General features: G+C 63.9%; 13 protein-coding genes. 11 read left to right on the top strand and 2 right to left on the bottom strand.

Annotation, left to right across the window (positions count from 1 at the left end; translation table 11 throughout):
- Positions 1–64: 64 nt before the first annotated feature.
- The 9 genes from KOL99_RS15755 (at position 65) to KOL99_RS15715 (ending at position 10,482) form a co-directional block, all read left to right on the top strand.
- Positions 65–1,006, top strand: coding sequence for a DMT family transporter (locus KOL99_RS15755; RefSeq protein WP_216511420.1), 942 nt, complete (start codon positions 65–67; stop codon positions 1,004–1,006).
- A 46-nt stretch (positions 1,007–1,052) separates the two neighbouring features.
- On the top strand, positions 1,053–1,553 hold the full coding sequence (locus tag KOL99_RS15750; RefSeq protein WP_216511419.1) for a MaoC family dehydratase: 501 nt from the start codon (positions 1,053–1,055) through the stop codon (positions 1,551–1,553).
- Positions 1,554–1,623: 70 nt separating this feature from the next.
- A complete protein-coding gene (locus tag KOL99_RS15745) occupies positions 1,624–2,199 on the top strand; it encodes an HDIG domain-containing metalloprotein (protein WP_216511418.1) in 576 nt (191 codons plus the stop codon).
- A gap of 198 nt (positions 2,200–2,397) precedes the next feature.
- Positions 2,398–2,730, top strand: a complete 333-nt coding sequence (locus tag KOL99_RS15740) for a YajD family HNH nuclease (protein ID WP_216511417.1) — start codon at positions 2,398–2,400, stop codon at positions 2,728–2,730.
- A 127-nt stretch (positions 2,731–2,857) separates the two neighbouring features.
- Positions 2,858–4,801, top strand: coding sequence for an ABC-F family ATP-binding cassette domain-containing protein (locus KOL99_RS15735; RefSeq protein ID WP_216511416.1), 1,944 nt, complete (start codon positions 2,858–2,860; stop codon positions 4,799–4,801).
- 85 nt (positions 4,802–4,886) lie between these two features.
- Positions 4,887–7,205, top strand: coding sequence for an endopeptidase La (gene lon, locus KOL99_RS15730; RefSeq protein WP_216511415.1), 2,319 nt, complete (start codon positions 4,887–4,889; stop codon positions 7,203–7,205).
- 154 nt (positions 7,206–7,359) lie between these two features.
- Positions 7,360–8,850 carry a M16 family metallopeptidase gene (locus tag KOL99_RS15725; RefSeq protein ID WP_216511414.1) on the top strand — a complete coding sequence of 497 codons (1,491 nt, stop codon included), beginning with the start codon at positions 7,360–7,362 and terminating at the stop codon, positions 8,848–8,850.
- Between the two features lie 3 nt (positions 8,851–8,853).
- The gene (locus KOL99_RS15720; RefSeq protein WP_216511413.1) at positions 8,854–10,362 is read left to right on the top strand and encodes a M16 family metallopeptidase; all 1,509 of its coding nucleotides are present in this window, start codon (positions 8,854–8,856) and stop codon (positions 10,360–10,362) included.
- A 9-nt stretch (positions 10,363–10,371) separates the two neighbouring features.
- The gene (locus KOL99_RS15715) at positions 10,372–10,482 is read left to right on the top strand and encodes an RCKP-type rubredoxin-like domain-containing protein (protein ID WP_129127189.1); all 111 of its coding nucleotides are present in this window, start codon (positions 10,372–10,374) and stop codon (positions 10,480–10,482) included.
- A gap of 247 nt (positions 10,483–10,729) precedes the next feature.
- Here KOL99_RS15715 and scpB read toward each other — a convergent pair whose 3' ends face one another.
- Together scpB and KOL99_RS15705 are read right to left on the bottom strand one after the other, a co-directional pair.
- Positions 10,730–11,509 (bottom strand): methylmalonyl-CoA decarboxylase, encoded by a 780-nt coding sequence (scpB, locus tag KOL99_RS15710; RefSeq protein WP_216511412.1) that lies wholly within the window; start codon positions 11,507–11,509, stop codon positions 10,730–10,732.
- 89 nt (positions 11,510–11,598) lie between these two features.
- A complete protein-coding gene (locus tag KOL99_RS15705; RefSeq protein ID WP_216511411.1) occupies positions 11,599–15,000 on the bottom strand; it encodes an alpha-amylase family glycosyl hydrolase in 3,402 nt (1,133 codons plus the stop codon).
- 229 nt (positions 15,001–15,229) lie between these two features.
- On the opposite strand from KOL99_RS15705, the gene mltG reads away from it, so the two are divergent.
- The gene (gene mltG, locus KOL99_RS15700) at positions 15,230–16,276 is read left to right on the top strand and encodes an endolytic transglycosylase MltG (protein WP_328760679.1); all 1,047 of its coding nucleotides are present in this window, start codon (positions 15,230–15,232) and stop codon (positions 16,274–16,276) included.
- Positions 16,277–18,193, top strand: coding sequence for a response regulator (locus KOL99_RS15695; protein ID WP_216511410.1), 1,917 nt, complete (start codon positions 16,277–16,279; stop codon positions 18,191–18,193).
- Positions 18,194–18,392: the final 199 nt, after the last annotated feature.

Here is an 18,392-nt window from a genome sequence, read left to right as displayed (position 1 = left end):
CGATTTCAGCTACAGAGATCTAGCCAATCCAGCAGCAGGGATAACTCATCCAGTCCGGGTACCAATGACACGTCTTATTCTCATCGGCATTTGTTCCGCCCTATTTTTCAGCAGCACCTTCGTTCTCAACCGCGCCATGAGCCTGCAGGGCGGTCACTGGATCTGGACGGCCAGTCTGCGCTACTTCTACATGTTCTTCATGCTGAGCCTTTGGCTGGTACTCGCGGGCAAGTCCCGCCTGCTCAAGGGAGTATTCACCGCGTTCCGGAGCAACTGGTTTTTCTGGACCATGGCCGGCAGCACAGGATTCGGCGTCTTCTATTCGCTGCTTACCTTCAGCTCCTCCTTCGCCCCCGGCTGGGTGGTGGCGACCACCTGGCAGTCCACCATCCTCGCGACGCCGCTGGTATTGCTGCTGTTCGGCAAGCGCGTCCCGATGCGCGGCATCATGTTCACCGCCCTGATCTTTATCGGCATCGTGCTGGTCACCTGCGAACAGGCGTCGGCCGCATCCATGCGGGAAACGATCTTGGGTGTGGTGCCCGTGCTGGTGGCGGCGGCAGCCTACCCGCTGGGGAACCAGCTGATCTGGGAAGCGCGTCACGGCAAGATCGCCAGGATCCCGGAAGCCAGCACGGCAATCCTCGACGACAGCGTGGCGCGGGTGCTGATCATGGTGCTCGGCTCGATCCCGTTCTGGATCGTGCTGACGCTCTGCGTGCAGCCTCCCGCGCCTTCGGGCGGGCAGTTGCTCAACACCGCCGTGGTCGCCGTATTCTCCGGCGTCATAGCCACCACACTTTTCTACAAGGCGCGCCACATCGCCGCGACGCCTTTCGAGCTTTCCGCCGTCGACGCCACCCAGTCCACCGAGGTGATCTTCTCCTTGCTGGGCGAGATCGTGTTCCTTGGCGGAGCCTGGCCGGGCGCGGCGGGGATGATCGGCATAACGCTTTCGCTGGTCGGGCTGGTCCTCTACGTGAGCTCCCAGACGGCAGCCGATTGAGATGATCCGCGGCGGACGCCGCTCCTACTATAGACCGGAGGTCGAGATGGCAATCAAGGAAGGTTGGCGCGGCAGGTTCTTCGAGGATTTTGAAGTAGGCGACGTCTATCCGCACCCGCTGGGGCGCACCATCACCAAGACGGACAACATATGGTTCACGCTGCTGACCCAGAACACGGCGCCGATCCACTTCGACCAGCACTACTCGGCGCAGACCGAGTTCGGCAAGCCGCTGGTCGACTCGACCCTCACCCTGGCCATCGTCACCGGTCAGAGCGTCACCGATATATCCCAGAACGTGTTCGCGAACCTCGGCTGGGACGAGGTCACCCTGCCCAACCCGGTTTTCGAGGGGGATACCCTCTACTCACAGTCGGAGGTCCTTGCCAAGCGGGAATCGAAGTCGCGGCCGAACATCGGCATCGTGACGGTGAAGACCACCGGCTTCACCCAGGGCGGCGACATCGTGATTAGCTTCAAGCGGACGCTGATGGTGTACAAGAAGGGGCACGAACCCAAGATCGCACGCCTGGAGCCCAAGGCTTAGCTAATTGACATCGTTGGCTGTTTTGACTACGATCCCAAGGCTGTATCAATCATCAGGGAGGCACGCGTTTATGAGTAGTAAACCGACCAGGGAAGCGACCTGGAAACTTGTCGAGGAATACCTGCCCAGCGACCAGATGAGAAGACACTCCCTCGCGGTGGAGGCGGTGATGCGCCACATGGCGAAGAAGTACGGCGAGGATGAGGAGATGTGGGGCCTGATCGGCCTGGCACACGACATCGACTACGAGCGCCATCCCGAGGAGCACTGCCACAAGGCGCCGGAGATCCTGAAAAGTGCCGGATGGCCGGAGGAGTATATCCGGGCGGTGGTTTCCCACGGCTGGGGGATCTGCAGCGACGTCGAGCCCCTCTCCAACCTGGAGAAGACCCTCTTCACCATCGATGAACTGACCGGCCTCGTGGCCGCCTCCGCGCTAGTGCGTCCCTCCAGGAGCATCCTGGACCTCCCGGTGAAGAGCGTTACCAAGAAGTGGAAGGACAAGGCGTTCGCCGCCGGCGCCGACCGTTCCATCATCGAGAAGGGAGCGGCCATGATGGGAGTGGAGTTGAACGAGTTGATCGCCGACACCATCGAGGGGATGAAGACCGAGGCGGAAGCCATCGGGCTCAAGGGGAACCTTTAAGTTACCCTGCGGAGGGAATCACCGGCCGGCACCTGTAGGGGCGAATAATCATTCGCCCCCCTTTGCCGCCCCCCTGTGCTCTCGCCCCGGCGGTGGTCAGGGCCAGAGCGCCGGGCAAATATATTTGCCCCTACAGGTCCCGTGCCGCGGAGGGGGGAGCGCTGGCAATTCGCCGCACTAACAACAGGAGGATCACCCATGTCTGCATTTCGCCCGCGCGGCCCAAGAAACGTCCCGCCCAAGAGCGCCGAGGAGATCGACGAGTTGGTGCGCAAGATGCGTGGCGAGCAGCAGCGCCCCGAGAACTACCGGGAGAAATCGCTCAAGCTGCATGGCTGGATCTGCGCCAAGTGCGGGCGCGAGTTCGAGCTCTCCAACCTGCACCTGTTGACCGTGCACCACAAGGACGGCAACCACAACTACAACCCGCCCGACGGCAGCAACTGGGAAAACCTCTGCGTCTACTGCCACGACGACGAGCACAGCCGCACCATCCTCGCGGACTACCTCGAGGGGAAGGACAAGAAGTAAAACCAAACCATTGGCCACGGAGAACATCTGAGGACTTCGGAGAAAACCGGGACTTATTGTTTTTGACTTTCTCAGATGTCCTCGGATTTTCTCCGTGGCTGACGGTTTTAGAAGGAAGGAAATACTCATGCTGCACCTGAAGAAACTGTCCAAGGATTTCGCGGGTAAACCGCTTTTCACCGAGATCAGCTGGCACCTGAAAAAGGGCGAGCGCGTGGGCCTCGTCGGCGAAAACGGCGCCGGCAAATCAACGCTCATGCGCATCATCGCCGGCGAGGTCGAGAGTAGCAGCGGCGAGATCCAGATCACCCGCGGCGGCACGGTCGGCTACCTGCCGCAGGACGGCATCGTCGCCAAGGGGCAACCGCTCTTCGCCGAGGTGATGACGGCGCTGTCCGAGCTGCAGGATATCGAGCGGGAGATCGCGGAGTTGACGGCCCGCCTGGAGCACGAACCGCACGACGCACCGGGGCACGACCAGCTCCTGGACCGCTTCGGCCACCTCCAGGAGGAGTTCCGCTTGAAGGGTGGCTACGCCATGGAGAGCGAGGTGGGCAACGTCCTCACCGGTCTCGGCTTCTCCCCCGCTGACTGGGAAAAGGAATGCGGCGAGTTCTCGGGGGGGTGGCAGATGCGCATCGCCCTCGCCAAGCTGCTCCTGAAAAAACCGAACGTGCTCCTTTTGGACGAACCCACCAACCACCTGGACATCGAGGCGCGCAACTGGCTGGAAGGGTACCTGCAGGGCTACCCCTACTCCGTCATGCTGGTTTCCCACGACCGCTTCTTCCTGGACCAGGTCTGTTCGCGGATCGCCGAGGTCTGGAACCACGCCATCACCGACTACCACTGCAACTACAGCAATTACCTGGTGCAGCGCGAGGAGCGGGTCTCGGCGCTGCGCGAGGCCAAGCGGCGCCAGGACGAGGAAGTCGAGAAGATGGAGGATTTCATCTCCCGCTTCCGCTACAAGGCGGACAAGGCGGCTATGGTGCAGTCGCGCATCAAACAGTTGGAAAAGATCGAGCGCATCGTGCTCCCGCCGGAGCGCAAGAAGATCCATTTCCGCTTCCCGAGCGCTCCCAAAAGCGGCAAGACCGTGATGGAGCTTTCCGGCGTGGTCAAGGCCTACGGCAGCAACGTGGTGCTGAACCAGGTCGACCTTACCGTGGAAAGCGGAGAGAGAATCGCGCTGGTCGGTCACAACGGCGCCGGCAAATCGACCCTGATGCGCGTCTTGGCCAACGCCGACGTCACCTCCGGCAGCGTCAAGGACGGGCACAACGTCATCAAGGACTACTTCGCCCAGGACCAGGCCCAGGAACTGGATGCCTCCCGTTCGGTCTACGACGAACTGCTGGCCGACGCGCCCTACGACATGGTGCCGCAGTTGCGCGACATACTGGGTGCCTTCCTCTTCTCCGGCGATGACATCCACAAGAAGGTCGGCGTCCTCTCCGGCGGCGAGAGAAACCGCCTGGCGCTCGCCAAGCTGTTACTGCGGCCCACCAACCTGCTGTTGATGGACGAGCCTACCAACCACCTCGACCTGTTCAGCAAGGACGTCCTCCTCGAGGCGCTCAAGAATTTCGGCGGCACCGTGGTCTTCGTCTCGCACGACCGGCATTTCATCGACGGCCTGGCCACCCGGGTGGTCGAGGTCGGCGGCGGCAAGCTGGAGAGCTTCTACGGCGACTACGAATACTACCTGGAGAAGACCGCGGGAGCGGCCGGAGCGCCGGGACAGGACGGGCTGGGGCGGCTCACCCCCGCCAAGGGGGAGGAAAAGCCGTCCGCGCCGGCTGACGAGCAACCGGATCAGCGCCTTTCCCGCCAGCAGCAGCGCGACATGGACAAGCAGCGCCAGAAGGAGGAACGGGCCCGGGAGCGCAAGCTGGCAGAGATCGAGGAAAAGATCGGGGTGAAGGAAGGGGAACTCGCCAAGCTGGAGGAGGAAATGGCGGCGCCCGAGTTCTTCGCCAACCACGAGGCCGCCCGCGTCGCCGGCGAACGTCACGCCGAGCTCAGCGCGGAAATCGCCGCGTTGTACCAAGCATGGGAGGCCATCTAAACAGGCAGCTCCAGGTTGACAGGGGGCGCTTCTCCAGTAATCTTTCTAAATTCGCGCCCTCAACCAAGTATCTGGAAATACTGCCATGACAGAGAACATCACCATCAACATGCCGGAGATCGTCCCGCTGTATCCCCTGCGGGAGATCATTGCCTTCCCGTACATGGTCTTCACCATCTTCCTGAAACAGGAAGATATGCCCCCCTTCGAGGAGGCGGTGCTCTTCAACAACCTGGTGGCCCTGGTGAAGTTGAAACAGGAACCGACCGGGGAGTTGCACTCGGCGCTGCACGAGATCGGCACCCTGTGCAAGGTGATGCAGATCAACAAGCTGGCCGGAGGCGGCGCCAAGGTGGTCCTCGAAGGCGTTATCAGGGTCCGGGTGCTGGCCATCGTGCAGCAGACGCCAGTGGCGCTGTCCCGCCTCGAGCCGGTACGCGAGTTCGCCGAGAAGTCCATGGTCTCGGAGGCGCTGGTGGGGAGCCTGAACGCCCTTCTGAAAATCGCCCTCTCCTACGGCCGCCCCCTTCCCGACGACGTCATGAAGATGATCGACTTCATCGACAACCCCGCGCGCCTCTCCGACCTGGTGGCGCTCTACCTGAACCTCCCCATCGACGAGCTGCAAAAGCTCCTGGAGACCATCGACCCGCTCGAGCGGTTGAAGAAGGTCTACATGCACCTCACCAACGAGGTGCAGCGGCTGCAGATCAAGGGTGAGGTGCAGGCGGAGGTCACCAAGAAGGTCGGCAAGAGCCAGAAGGAATTCCTGCTGCGCGAGCAGATGAAGCAGATCCAGGAGGAGCTGGGCGAGGAGGATTCGCGCCAGGGCGAGACCAACGAGCTCAGGAGCAAGATCGAGAGCGCCAAGATGCCGGACGACGTCCGCAAGATCGCCGAGAAGGAGATGAGGCGGCTGGAGCGGATCAATCCGGCGTCCCCCGAGTACACGGTCTCCCGCACCTACCTCGACTATCTGACCACCATCCCGTGGCAGACCAGCACCCCCGACAACAAGGACATCAACCAGGCCGAATCGGTACTGAACGAGGACCACTACGACCTGAAGAAGGTGAAGGAGCGGATCCTCGAGTACCTGGCGGTGCGGACCCTGAAAGACAAGATGAAGGGCCCGATCCTCTGCTTCGTGGGGCCTCCGGGCGTCGGCAAGACCAGCCTGGGCAAGTCCATCGCCCGCACGCTGGGGCGCAAGTTCATCCGCATCTCGCTGGGCGGCATGCGCGACGAGGCCGAGATCCGCGGTCACCGGCGCACCTACATCGGCGCCCTCCCCGGCCGCATCATCCAGGAGATCAACCGCGCCGGCTCCAACAACCCGGTCTTCATGCTGGACGAGGTGGACAAGATCGGCGCCGACTTCCGCGGCGACCCCGCCAGCGCCCTTTTGGAGGTGCTGGACCCCGAGCAGAACTTCTCCTTCACCGACCACTACCTCGACGTCCCCTTCGACCTGACCAACGTGATGTTCATCACCACGGCCAACCAGCTCGACCCGATCCCGGCGCCCCTTAAGGACCGCATGGAGGTGATCATCCTCTCCGGCTACACCGACGAGGAGAAGCTCAACATCGCCAAGAAGTACCTGGTCGCCCGGGAGGTGGAGGAGAACGGCCTGGCCAAGATGGCGCCCGAATTCACCGACGAGGCCATCTACCGGATCACCCACGATTACACCCGCGAGGCCGGGGTCAGAAACCTCCAGCGCAACGTCGCATCGGTCTGCCGAAAGATCGCCAAGGAAGTGGCGCAGGGTAAACCGGTACGCACCATGGTCGACCCGAACACGGTGGCGGAGCTCCTCGGTCCGCCCAAGTTCTTTGACGAGGTCGCTTCCGAGAAGGACCGCATCGGCGTGGCCACAGGGCTCGCCTGGACCGAGAGCGGCGGCGACATCATTTTCGTCGAGGCGACCAAGATGAAAGGGAAGGAGGACCTGATCCTGACCGGGTCGTTGGGGGAGGTGATGAAGGAATCCGCCCGCGCCGCCCTCTCCTTCGTCAAGGCGAACTGCACCGAACTCGGCATCGAAAAGAAGGCCTTCGACGACACCACGCTGCACATCCACGTCCCCGCGGGGAGCATCCCCAAGGACGGCCCCTCCGCCGGGATCACCATGGCCACCACCATCGTTTCGCTCTTCTCCGGGCGCCCGGCCCGGCGGGACGTCGCCATGACCGGCGAGATGAGCCTCACCGGACGGGTGCTCGCCATCGGCGGGCTCAAGGAAAAGGTCCTCGCGGCGAGGCGCGCCGGGGTGAAGAAGGTGCTGGCGCCGGCCAAGAACAAGAAGGACCTGGACGACATCCCGGAAAACGTGAAAGAGGAGCTGCAGTTCTTCTTCGTCGATGACATCCGCGAGGTGTTCGCCCAGGCCCTCAAGTAGCTTGCCGCGTCACGCCGCACCGGTCGCCGTATCCCCAGATCCCCGCGGGAGTTCCTCCCCGCGGGGTTTCTTGTCTCCACCCCCTTGCGCTTCAAAAGGACAAATGTTATCCTTTTTCCTCGTTTCACATTAAAACCATCGAGCCGAGGTAGTCATGAAGTCAGTAGCAAGATGCGTCGTCGCCATCGCCATCCTCGTCAACGCCGCCACCTGCTTCGCCCAGGGGCTGGCCGAACGGGTGCACGAGCACACCCTGAAAAACGGGATGAAGCTTTTGATGGTGGAGCGCCACAACTCGCCCACCGTCGCGGCCTGGATCCGCTTCAAGGTAGGAAGCGTGGACGAGAGAAGCGACGAGCGGGGCCTCGCCCACCTCCTGGAGCACATGCTTTTCAAGGGAACCAAGACCCTGGGGACCAGGGACTACGCAGCGGAGAAACCGATCCTGGACAAGATCGAGGCGACCGCCCAAAAGCTCATGGCCGAGAAGATCAAGCGCGAGCAGGCCGATGCCAAGCTGGTCGAGAAGCTGACGGCCGAACTGGCCGCCCTCGAGAAGGAGGCGGAGACGTACGTGGTCAAGGAGGAGTTCGCGGACATCTACTCGCGTAACGGCGGCTCCGGCTACAACGCCTTCACCAGCAAGGACGGCACCACCTACCTGATCAACATCCCGGCCAACAAGCTGGAGCTCTGGGCGGCCATCGAGTCGGACCGGATGCAGAACGCGGTGCTCAGGGAGTTCTACACGGAGCGGAGCGTGGTCATGGAGGAGCGGCGCCGCTCCTATGACGCGGAACCGGAAGGGAAACTCTGGGAGACCTTCCTGGCAGACGCCTTCAACGCGCACCCCAACGGCCAGCCCACCATCGGCTGGATGTCCGACATCGAGAACCTGACCCGGACCAAGGCGGAGAACTTCCTGCACAAGTACTACGCGCCGAACAATGCCATCGTGGCCATCGTCGGTGACATCGATCCCAACAAGACCATCGCCCTGGTCGAGAGGTACTTCGGCGACATCAAGCCGGGAACCCCGGTGCCGCCGGTGGCGGTCACCGAACCCGAGCAGGGGGGCGAGAAGCGGACCGAGGTGATCGGCGACGCGGAGCCGGAACTGATGATCGGCTACCACAAGCCGACGCTCCCGTCGGCGGACGACTACGTCTTCGACGTGATCGACATGCTGCTCACCAGCGGCCGCACCTCGCGGCTGTACAAGAAGCTCGTCCTGGAGCAGAAGCTGGTCACCTCGGTCTCCTCGTTCGGGGCGCCCGGGAGCCGCTACCCCAACCTCTTCATCATCAACGCGACGCCGCGCGCGCCGCACACCGTGGCCGAGGTGGAGCAGGCGATCTACAAGGAGTTGGAGCGCCTGAAGACCGAGCCGATGACCCACGAGGAGCTGCAGCAGATCCTGAACCAGCTCGAGTTCGAAGAGTCCCGCCAGATGGCATCCAACGGCGGCCTGGCCCGCAACCTCACCGAGTACGAGGCGATAGCGGGGACCTGGCGTTACCTGATCGAACACCGCCAGAAGGTGGCGAAGATCACGCCCGAGGATGTGATGCGCGTGGCCAAGCAGTACTTCACGCGCCAAAACCGCAACGTCGGCTACCTCACCAAGGCTGAAGGGGGACAGTAAGTAATGATTTCAATCAGCAAACGGTTGTTCAGCAAATCCGGCCTGGCCCGCCTGGCCACTTTCGGCTTCCTGCTCGCCTTCGCCATACCCGAGGCCTACGCCTTCAGGTCCAGCGCCATTGCAGAAGCCAAGCTCGACGCGATCCCTGGAGTGCAGGCGGCGGCACCCCCAAATCCGCGCACCATGACCTTCCCGCCGCTCAAATTCCAGCTTCCCAAGAGCGAGCGCGTACAGCTTAAAAACGGCATGGTGGTCTATCTCCTCCAGGACCGCGAGCTCCCCATAGTGAACCTGACCAGCTACCTGAACGTCGGCAGCCTCTACGAGCCGGACGCGAAGGTGGGGCTCGCCTCCCTGACCGGCGCCACCCTGAGAAGCGGCGGCACCGTGAAGACCCCCGCCGAGAAGCTGGACCGGGAGCTGGAGTTCATGGCCTCCTCCATCGAGTCCGGCATGAACGCGGACAACGCCAACATCTCCTTCTCCACGCTGTCCAGGAACCTGGACCGCACCCTCACCCTCTTCGCCGAGGTGGTCCGTGAGCCGGCCTTCGATCCGGCACGCTTCGAGCTGGCCAAGAGCCACGCCATCGAAGGGATCCGGCGCCAGAACGACGACCCGAAAGCGGTGGCCGGGCGTGAGCTCACCCGCGCCATCTACGCCGGGCACCCGCTGGGGCGCATCCCGACCGTCGCCACCGTGAACGCTATCACCCGCGACGACCTGATCGCATTCCACAAGCGCTATTTCTACCCGGCCAACATGATCCTCGCCGTCTCCGGCGACTTCGATCGGGCGGAGCTGCTCAAGAAGCTCGAGGCGCTGTTCGGCGACTGGCCCAACCAGAGCGCCCCCTTCCCGGTGGTGCCCAAGCCGGGCGAGGAGATGACCCCGGCGGTGCTGCACGTGCAGAAGGAGGTGAACCAGTCGGTCATCCGCATGGGGCACCTGGGCATCGACAAAAACAACCCGGACCTCTACGCCATCAAGGTGATGGACTACATCCTCGGCGGCGGCTTCACCTCGCGGCTCACCCAGGAGATCCGCTCCAACCAGGGGCTCGCCTACAACGTGGACGCCTACTTCGATCCGGGGCGCCGCTTCAAGGGAACCTTCATAGCCGAGACCGAGACCAAGGTGGCGTCGACGGCGCGCACCATTACGCTGTTGGAATCGATCATCACCGGCATGACCCAGGCCGAGGTCTCCGAGGCCGAGCTGCAGCTCGCCAAGGAGTCCATCATCAATTCCTTCATCTTCGCCTTCGAGCGGAGCAGTTCGGTGGTGGCGCAGCAGGCGCGCCTGGAATTCTACGGGTATCCCAAGGGGTACCTGGAGAACTACCGCGACAACATCGCCCGCGTCACCCGCGCCGACGTGCTGCGCGTGGCCAAGCAGTACCTTCGCCCCGACGCGATGAAGCTCGTGGTGGTCGGGGACGAGAAGAAGTTCGACCAGCCGCTCTCCGTCTTCGGCGAGGTGCGCGAAATAAAGCTGAACAACAACAAATAGGAGGAAGTTATGGCGACATGGAAATGCAAGAGCTGTGGATTCACCAAGGAAGGACGCTGCAAGCCGCAGAAGTGCCCGCAGTGCCAGGAGAAGGGGAACTTCGAGAAGGCTGAGGAATAGCCAGAGGCGGGCGAACGATTATTCGCCCCTACAGCATCAACCCAAACGCCCGACCGGCTGCAGCCGGTCGGGCGTTTTTGCAGGTACGTCCCCTCGCCCTCCGGGAGAGGGTGGCCGAAGGCCGGGTGAGGGGCGCGCCACGAAGGATTCGCCCGGTGCAGCGCCCTTACCCCTGCCCTCTCCCTCCGGGAGAGGGAGGGAAACCTCGCTGGAGGGAGTGACAGCAGGCTGGCCGGAGTGAGGCGGGCTAGTCGCCGGTGAAGACGGGCGGGCGCTTTTCCAGGAAGGCCTTGATCCCCTCCGCGTAGTCCTTGCTGTCGTAGACGGTGCGCCTGAGCCCCTGCACCCGCTCGAAGGTGAGCGGCGAAAGGGGATGGGCGCTGGCCAGAAGCCGGATCTGCTCCTTGATGACGCCGATGGAAAGCGGGCTGTTCCTGGTGATCTTGTGGGCCATGTTGTAGGTGAACTCTTCCAGCTCCTCCGCCTCGACCAGGTGGTTCAAAAGCCCCGCCTTGCTCGCCTGCTCGGCCGAGAGGGGCTCCGCCGTGAAGAACATCTCCTTGGCGAAGTTCACCCCCATGATGTTCATGAAATGCAGGATCCCCGAGACGTTGTAAGGGACGCCGATCTTCGCCGGGGTCATGCAGAACGAGGAGGTCGGGCAGCCGATCAGGATGTCGCAGGAAAGGGCGAGGTCGCAGGCGCCCCCCCAGACGCTCCCCTCGATCATGGCGATGACCGGAATGGGGAGGCTCTGGATGGAACGGAGCACGGTGACCAGCGGGTCGTGGTAGGAAAGGGGATCGCGTCCCGGCAGCGGCAGCTCGTGCACGTCGTGCCCGGCCGACCACACCTTGGACCCCTTGGGGGCCCTGATCACCAAAACCCTCATCCTCCCCTTCTGCAGAGCGCCGATCGACTGCAGCATCTCGTCGATGAGGGCGCCGCTCAGCATGTTGCGGTGCTCGGGGTCGTTGAAGGTGATGGTCCCTACGTTGTCCTGCAGTGCCGTATTGATGACCGCCATTGCTTCCCCCTCTCTTTCATGATTCGATAGATACGGGCGCTCCGGATGATCAAGCGCCAGCTCTGATTCTAACAGGTAACTCGGAAAAATCAGAAGCCGGTCTGCAAAACATTCATTAGCTGGTCGAGCCGGTAACCGGCGGCCGCGGCGCTCTCCTTCATCAGCCTGGCCACGGCCTCAGCGGAGAGCTCCCGTCCCTTGGCGGCCTTGACTTCGGTGCTAGGCGCCCCGTACGGCTCCACCTGCGCCAGCCAGTCCACCAGCAGCTCGAAGCGTTCCTTGTTGAACCACTGCGCGCCGTCGCTTTCGTGCAGGAGCAGGAACTTGGCCGCCGCCGGATCGGAGAAGAGGGCGGCCGAGCAGCGGGTCGCCCCGATGGCGCGGCAATCGGTCAGGAAAGCCTCGTGCCGTAGCAGTAGCCCGAGCAGCTTCCCGAAAGCGCGCGGGGGGAGATCGACGACCTGTTCCGGGTCCGCCGGCGGAAGGCCCTGGAGGACCTGCACCAGCGGGTGCACCAGCCCCAACTCCTCGAAGAGCTGCGCGCTCTCGCTCTCCTTCAGCCCGCCCGCCTTGTGCAGCGCGAAGAACGCGGTGAAAACAAGCCATTCGGCGGGAAGCAGGCCCCCTTCCCCGACCGATTGCAGGGCCCGCGGCAACTCGGTGCCGAAGACGCCGAGCAGGGCGCGCTGGGCCTTTTCCGGCGCCTGCGGCGCCAATGCCTTGTAGAAGGAGGCGAGCAGCGGTTCCAGCGGCTCAACGCGGGTCCGCGAGAGAACGTCCGGCTCCTGCAGCACCACGGCGGCCTTGGAGAGGAACAACCTGAACGACTCGTGCAGGGCGCCATAGCGCACCTTCTTGACCTCTTCATCCAGGTTCTCCACTCCGGCGCCGTTCAACCGGTGGCAGAGCGTTCCCCAGGTGCCGTAGTCGTCATCGTAGATCTCGTGGAAGTCGAGGAAGGCGTGGTACTCGTAGGCGCCCATCTCGACGTAGATCCCCTTGTCGCACAGGTCGCGGCCATTTCTCAGGTAGCAAAGGCCCGAGGCGTAGTCGCGGAAGCTGTAGTAGTGGCGCCCGTCACCCTTGAAGCCCAGCGCATCCCCCAGGGTGGTCTGCGCGAGCGTGGTGCCGCCGGAGGCGTTCTTCCTGAGCACGGCGCAGGAGGTGCGGATCCAGCCGGCGGTGGAGGCGAAGGCATTGTGGAACAGGATGAGGCCGCGCTCGCCGTCATTTCTGTTGGAATAGGCGAAGACGTTCTCGTTGACGCTGTGCCCCGCGTAGAAGTCGTACAGGGTGAACTGCTCGCTCCCCGAGAAGATGTGGCGCCGGCGCATGAGCGGGAAGATGTCGCTCTCGTGGCGGGCGACCAGGTGCGGGTCCACCGGCTCGTCCCAGTAGGCGCGCCGGTACTCCATGCCGTACTTCTCGTGGAACCCCTCGATCTGCCCGTGGCCGAACATGGGGAGGCCGGGCATGGTGACCAGGAGCACGGTGGCGCCGAAGTATTTCCCCTCCTTGCCGAACTGCTCCACGGCGGTGCGCTCGTCCGGGTTGTTCATGAAATTCACGAAGCGCTTGAGGATCTCCGGCTCGAATTCGAGCACGTTCTTCACCGTCTGCCGGTACTTGGCGTTCTCCTCCATCTTCAGCATGTTCATGAAAGCGGAGTTGTAGACGCGGTGCATGCCGAGGGTCCTGACGAAGTACCCTTCCATGAGCCAGAACGCCTCCGCCAAAAGAAGGGTATCGGGCGCTTCCGCAGCCACGCGGTCGACCACCTCGCGCCAGAACTCGGTCGGGAAGACTTCGTCGAAGCTGGCGCGGTCCATGCCGTACTCGGCGCGGGAGGGGACGCCGGAGCCGTGGCCCGGCAGCGGGTACCACAGGCGCTGGTAATGCTTCTTGGCGAGCGTCATGGCTGCGTCGAAACGGATGATGGGGAACTGGCGCGCCACGTGGAGGATGGTGCCGATGACCGCCTCGCGCACCTGCGGGATCAGGTAGTTCAGCTGCGCGGTGTCGTTCCAGGGGGTCGAGGTGCCGTCGTTACCGTGGTAGATGTAGCGCACCCGGCCGTTGTCGCGGTCCAGGTGCTTGAAGACGACCGCCGCGTCCCGCTTGTCCCAGTAGCCGTCCTCGATGAACAGGCCGATGCGCCCGTCCGGCGAGAGGTCGGGACCGTTGAACTGGTAGTCGGGGTACGGCGGGTAGTCGAGCTGGATGAACCAGTCCGGGTGCTCCACGGTCCACTTGGAGTAGAGGCCGGTGTGGTTGGGGACCATGTCGCTCGCCAGGCGAATGCCGCGGGCGGCGCAGCGCTGGCGCAGGTTGTCCAGGGCCCATTCGCCCCCCAGGTCGTTGGCGATCACGTAGTCGTAGAGCGAGTAGGCCGAGGAGATCGCCTCCTGGTTGCCGGCGATGCGTTTTATCTGTTGAGAGGAGGGGGAGCGCTCCCAGATGCCGATCAGCCAGAGCGCGCTGAAGCCGTAGCGGGCCAGGCGGTCCAGCTCCGCATCCGGGATCTGGTCCAGGGTGCGCACCTCGGTCTGGTAGGTCTTGGCGAGCTGTCCCAGCCAGACGTACACCATCTTGGCGATCATCACCACGTTGGCCATCCAGTCCGCGTCCTGAGAGAAGCGCTCGTATTCGGGATATTCGTCGCCGCCACGGGCGCCCCGGCCGAAGCGGAGCACCTTGGGCTCGCCGGGGCCGCCGAAGAAGGCGCGCCCCTCCTGGGAGACGATGTCCAGCGCGGTGACCAGTTCGGTGAGCAGCTCAGGGGGGAGAATGGCGGCCCAGTGCGCCCTGATGTAGGCGATCTGCCCGGCCAGCGAGTCCGGAGAGGCCTTGATCGGCGCCCGCAAGAGCTCCGGCAGCGAAATGCCCATCGGCTCGAAGGGGGGGGCCTGGGCCAGGCGACGGTCCAGCTCCGAGGTCACCTTGAGGTACGGGGACGATTCGGCCAGTGGCGTGGCGTCGAAGAGGCGGCGGAACTGGTCCAGGGCCCGGTTCTCACCGTTTAACAGCATGAGCAGCAGTTCCGCCGAAAGCGCCTGGCGGCGGGTCCGGTCATCGTCGTCACCGGCCAGGAACGCAAGCGGCGTGTCGTTGCCCAGCACCATCCGCTGAGAGGGGAACAGCTCCATGAAACGCTGCAGCGTGGCCACGGCGTCCCCGCCGAAGTCGGGATAACCGGCCTGGGCCATGAGCGCGGCGATCACGCCGGGCTGCTGCTTGGCGCAGTACTGCCCCATCACGTAGCGGTAGACGCGGCTCAGGATGGAATAAAGGTGCAGCAGCCCCGGCATGATGGCGGTCTCGTGCGGCGAGAGCTGCTTGTTCAGCTTGGTGGCGACCCGGCGCGCGTAGATGATGCCGGGCACGTCCCCGAGCTCCTCGAGGATGTCGCGCAGGGCGATCCGGTCGCCGCAGGCGGCGGAAATCTGGATCTGAAACGGGAAGTAGTCGGAGTTAATAAACCTCTGCTTCATCAAGCACCTCGTCTGCCCAACTGTAGTGGTGGACCGCTCCGGGCCGAGCGGCACGGCTAAATATGATACATTGGAATTGCCCCACTGTCTTTAAAAAAAATATTATTAAACTAAGCCAACCGGTTTCACTACCTCCGCCCGCTCTGGCATTTGGCCTTGACACAGTTGCCGATTTCACCTAAACCTAGTGCAGAGTTAGCAAAAGCACCGTTTCCCATAGGATAGTGCCATCGTAGCTTCCAGCCTCAAAGATATCTTCCGGCGACAGCGCAAACTCTTCCTCGCGCTGCTGCTGATAGTCACCCTGGTACCCATCACCCGCTTTTCCCGCTTCCTGCTGTCTCCCCCCGGCGACGGCAAGCGCGTGGAGATCGTCGAACTAGGCAAGGGTCGCCCGCTCAAAGCGCTGGCGACGGACCTCGAGGCGCGTCACATCCTCTCCAGCGCCCGCCTCTTCACCCTCTACGCGCGCCTCAAGGGGGGCGACGCGCGGCTGAAGGCCGGTTACTACCAGTTCGACGACGGCATGCGCCCGAGCCAGATCCTCGCCAAGATGATCAACGGCGATGTCTACCAGCGCATGTTCGCGCTGCCGGAGGGGTACTCGAGCTACCAGGTGGCGGAGATGCTTGAGAAACGCGCCATTTACCCGAAGGAGAATTTCCTGGCCGCGTGCCGGGACCAGGCGCTGCTCAGGGAGCTGGGCATCGACGCCGCCAGCGCCGAGGGATACCTCTTCCCCGGGAGTTATAACATCCTGCCGGGCAAGACGGAGCGCGAGGTGGTGCGCGAGATGGTGCTGCGCCAGCAGGCGTACCTGAAGGAGTCGGTGGACAGCCGGGCCAAGGCCAAGGGGGTCCCGGTGCGTACGCTCCTCACCCTCGCCTCGATGGTCGAGAAGGAGGCGGTGCTCCCCGCGGAGAAGCCCCTCATCGCCGCCGTGTTCCAGAATCGCCTGAGGCTCGGCATGCGGCTGCAGAGCGACCCCACCGCGCTGTACGGGGTGCGCGCCTTCGCCGGCAAGGTGCGGCGGGAGGACATCCTGAAGCCCACCCCGTACAACACCTACCTGATTCCGGCACTGCCGCCGGGGCCGATCGGCAACCCCGGCAAGGACGCCATCGAGGCGGTGCTCAATCCCGCCGCCGTCCCCTACCTCTACTTCGTGGGGCGCGGTGACGGCAGCCACCAGTTCTCCAAGGATCTCGCGGCTCACAACGAGGCGGTGCGCAAGTATCTGAAGACACCCGCGACGACGTCGCAAGGGGGAAGCTAGATGACAGGCAGCATCCTGCTGGTTGAGGACAACGAGCGGCTCGCCGTGATGCTGCGCACGGTACTGGAAGCGCGTGGGCACCAGGTGAAGAGCGCCGGCAGCGGGGAGGCCGCGCTGGCGCTGTTGCAGGCGCAGCGCTTCGATCTCCTGGTGCTCGACCTGAAACTGCCCGGCATGAACGGGGTGGACCTGCTGCAGCGGGTGCGCCGCAGCGCCGCGCTGAAGGAACTCCCGGTGGTGATCATGACCGGCGTGTTCCGGGGCGAAGCGTACGCCCGCGCCGCCGCCAAGCTGGGGGTCATGGCCTACCTCGAGAAGCCCTTCGGCAAGGAGGAGTTCCTGAAGGCGGTCCAGAGCGCCCTGGAACAGGGCCCGGCCCGCAAGGACATCTCCCGGCTCCTCCTGGAGCTGTACCGCGACGGCAGAAGCGGCACGCTGGAGCTGCGCGGCGGGACCAGGACCTTCGTGGTCGGCGGGGAACCCGCCAGCTTCTCCTCGCCCGGCTTCGTACCGTTCCTCGTCGCCACCAACCACCTGCAGCGCGGCGACCTGCAGGAGTTCCCGCCGGCCCGCCCGGGGCGCCTGCCACTCGTGGAAGCCGGTCTGATCGGCTACGACGACCTGCTGGAGCAGTCCCGGTCGTTCCTGTTCCGCTCCCTCGTCGAGGCGCTGCTGCAGAACCAGTCCCCCCGGTTCGTCCCCGACCTCGCCGGCATGGAGCTCCCCCTTACCCCCATCCCCGTCCCGCGCCTGTTGCACCAGGCAGCCGGAGCCGCCAGTTTCGACCTCGCCCCCTACCTCACCAGCCGCGGCACCCTCTGCCCGGTGCGCACCACCGACTACTTCCGGATGGTGAACCTGCTCAACATGGGGCCGGATGAGGTCGACCTGCTGCAGCAGCTGGGCCAGGGCAAAACGGTGCAGGCGATCCTCTCCGACTGTGGCACCCCGGCCCGGGGCGCCGCCCTCATCGACCTCATGGTGCGCATGGGGATGCTGTCCCTGTCCGCCGCGCCGGTTGCCGACCAGCAGCCGGATTTCCCGCAGAAACTCCTTTTCAACCGCCCCATCGAGGAGGTCGCCGAGCGGCGGGCCGACGCGGTCAACTTCGACGACCTGGTGGACGAGGTGTCGGATTCGATCGAGCTGGTGGTCGGCAAGAAGGGGATGGCGGCTCCGCTGTCCCCCTCCGAGATCGATTTCGAGCAGGAGGTGCAGCGGGACTACGCGGCGATCCAGAACAAGAACTACTACGAGATCTTCGGCATGACGCCCGGCACCTTCAGCTTCGCCACGCTCAAGGAGGCGTACTTCGCCAAGACCCGGGAGTACTCGCCGGAAAAGTTCATGCAGCTCTCCGGGGACACCCTGGGGCGGGCCCAAGACGTCCTCTCCCACTACGCTAACGCCTACAACACCCTCTCCAGCGTCATCGCCAAGGAGCGCTACGACGAGATGCTCAACGCCGACACCGTGGGCCTTGGGGGCAAGCGCGAGGACGAACTGCAGGCGCGCATCCAGTTCCAGTCCGGCAAGGTGTTCCTGGAGATGGAGGATTACGGCAACGCCGAGCGGGCCCTGCAGGACGCCTACACCCTCGACCCCAACGACGCCCAGACCAGCGCCTTCCTGGCCTGGTCCATCTACAAGAACCCGGGCAACCAGCGCTCCCAGGGCGCCCTTGAGAAGTGCCGCATGCTTCTCTCCAAGAGCCTGCAGGCCGAGCGCAACGCCGACGCCTTCGCCTTCCGCGGCTGGATGCTGCTCGACGAGGGGAGGGACGGGCTGGCCGAGGGCGAATTCCAGAAGGCCCTCAAGCTCAACCCGCACCAGCCGCACGCCATGGGGGGGATGCGCCTGATCAAGGAACGCCGGGAAGCGGAGAAGAAGGGACTCTTCAAACGCATCTTCGGCTGACACACCGCCGTCCTCCACCATCCTGACCACGTCCGGGGCCTCAGTCACATGAGGCCTTTTCTTTTTTTCCCTCATGTGTTTCCCGCCCCGCGCCGACCACTCCCGCTCCTCGCCATGACTGCACCGGGACAATGACTGATCCCGGCTAAGAGATCGGCTTGCCAAGCAATCATTAGCGGATATTATTTTAAAGTTTTTT

Source organism: Geomonas azotofigens, assembly GCF_018919395.1.
GTDB lineage: Bacteria > Desulfobacterota > Desulfuromonadia > Geobacterales > Geobacteraceae > Geomonas > Geomonas azotofigens.
Note: the sequence above shows the minus strand (reverse complement) of the source record. Positions and strands in the feature narration are given on the sequence as shown.

Excerpts from the sequence above, each read along its gene's own strand:
- KOL99_RS15755 (WP_216511420.1), top strand. The coding sequence starts at position 65 with ATGACACGTCTTATTCTCATCGGCATTTGTTCCGCCCTATTTTTCAGC.
- KOL99_RS15750 (WP_216511419.1), top strand. The coding sequence starts at position 1,053 with ATGGCAATCAAGGAAGGTTGGCGCGGCAGGTTCTTCGAGGATTTTGAA.
- KOL99_RS15745 (WP_216511418.1), top strand. The coding sequence starts at position 1,624 with ATGAGTAGTAAACCGACCAGGGAAGCGACCTGGAAACTTGTCGAGGAA.
- KOL99_RS15740 (WP_216511417.1), top strand. The coding sequence starts at position 2,398 with ATGTCTGCATTTCGCCCGCGCGGCCCAAGAAACGTCCCGCCCAAGAGC.
- KOL99_RS15735 (WP_216511416.1), top strand. The coding sequence starts at position 2,858 with ATGCTGCACCTGAAGAAACTGTCCAAGGATTTCGCGGGTAAACCGCTT.
- lon (WP_216511415.1), top strand. The coding sequence starts at position 4,887 with ATGACAGAGAACATCACCATCAACATGCCGGAGATCGTCCCGCTGTAT.
- KOL99_RS15725 (WP_216511414.1), top strand. The coding sequence starts at position 7,360 with ATGAAGTCAGTAGCAAGATGCGTCGTCGCCATCGCCATCCTCGTCAAC.
- KOL99_RS15720 (WP_216511413.1), top strand. The coding sequence starts at position 8,854 with ATGATTTCAATCAGCAAACGGTTGTTCAGCAAATCCGGCCTGGCCCGC.
- KOL99_RS15715 (WP_129127189.1), top strand. The coding sequence starts at position 10,372 with ATGGCGACATGGAAATGCAAGAGCTGTGGATTCACCAAGGAAGGACGC.
- scpB (WP_216511412.1), bottom strand. The coding sequence starts at position 11,509 with ATGGCGGTCATCAATACGGCACTGCAGGACAACGTAGGGACCATCACC.
- KOL99_RS15705 (WP_216511411.1), bottom strand. The coding sequence starts at position 15,000 with ATGAAGCAGAGGTTTATTAACTCCGACTACTTCCCGTTTCAGATCCAG.
- KOL99_RS15695 (WP_216511410.1), top strand. The coding sequence starts at position 16,277 with ATGACAGGCAGCATCCTGCTGGTTGAGGACAACGAGCGGCTCGCCGTG.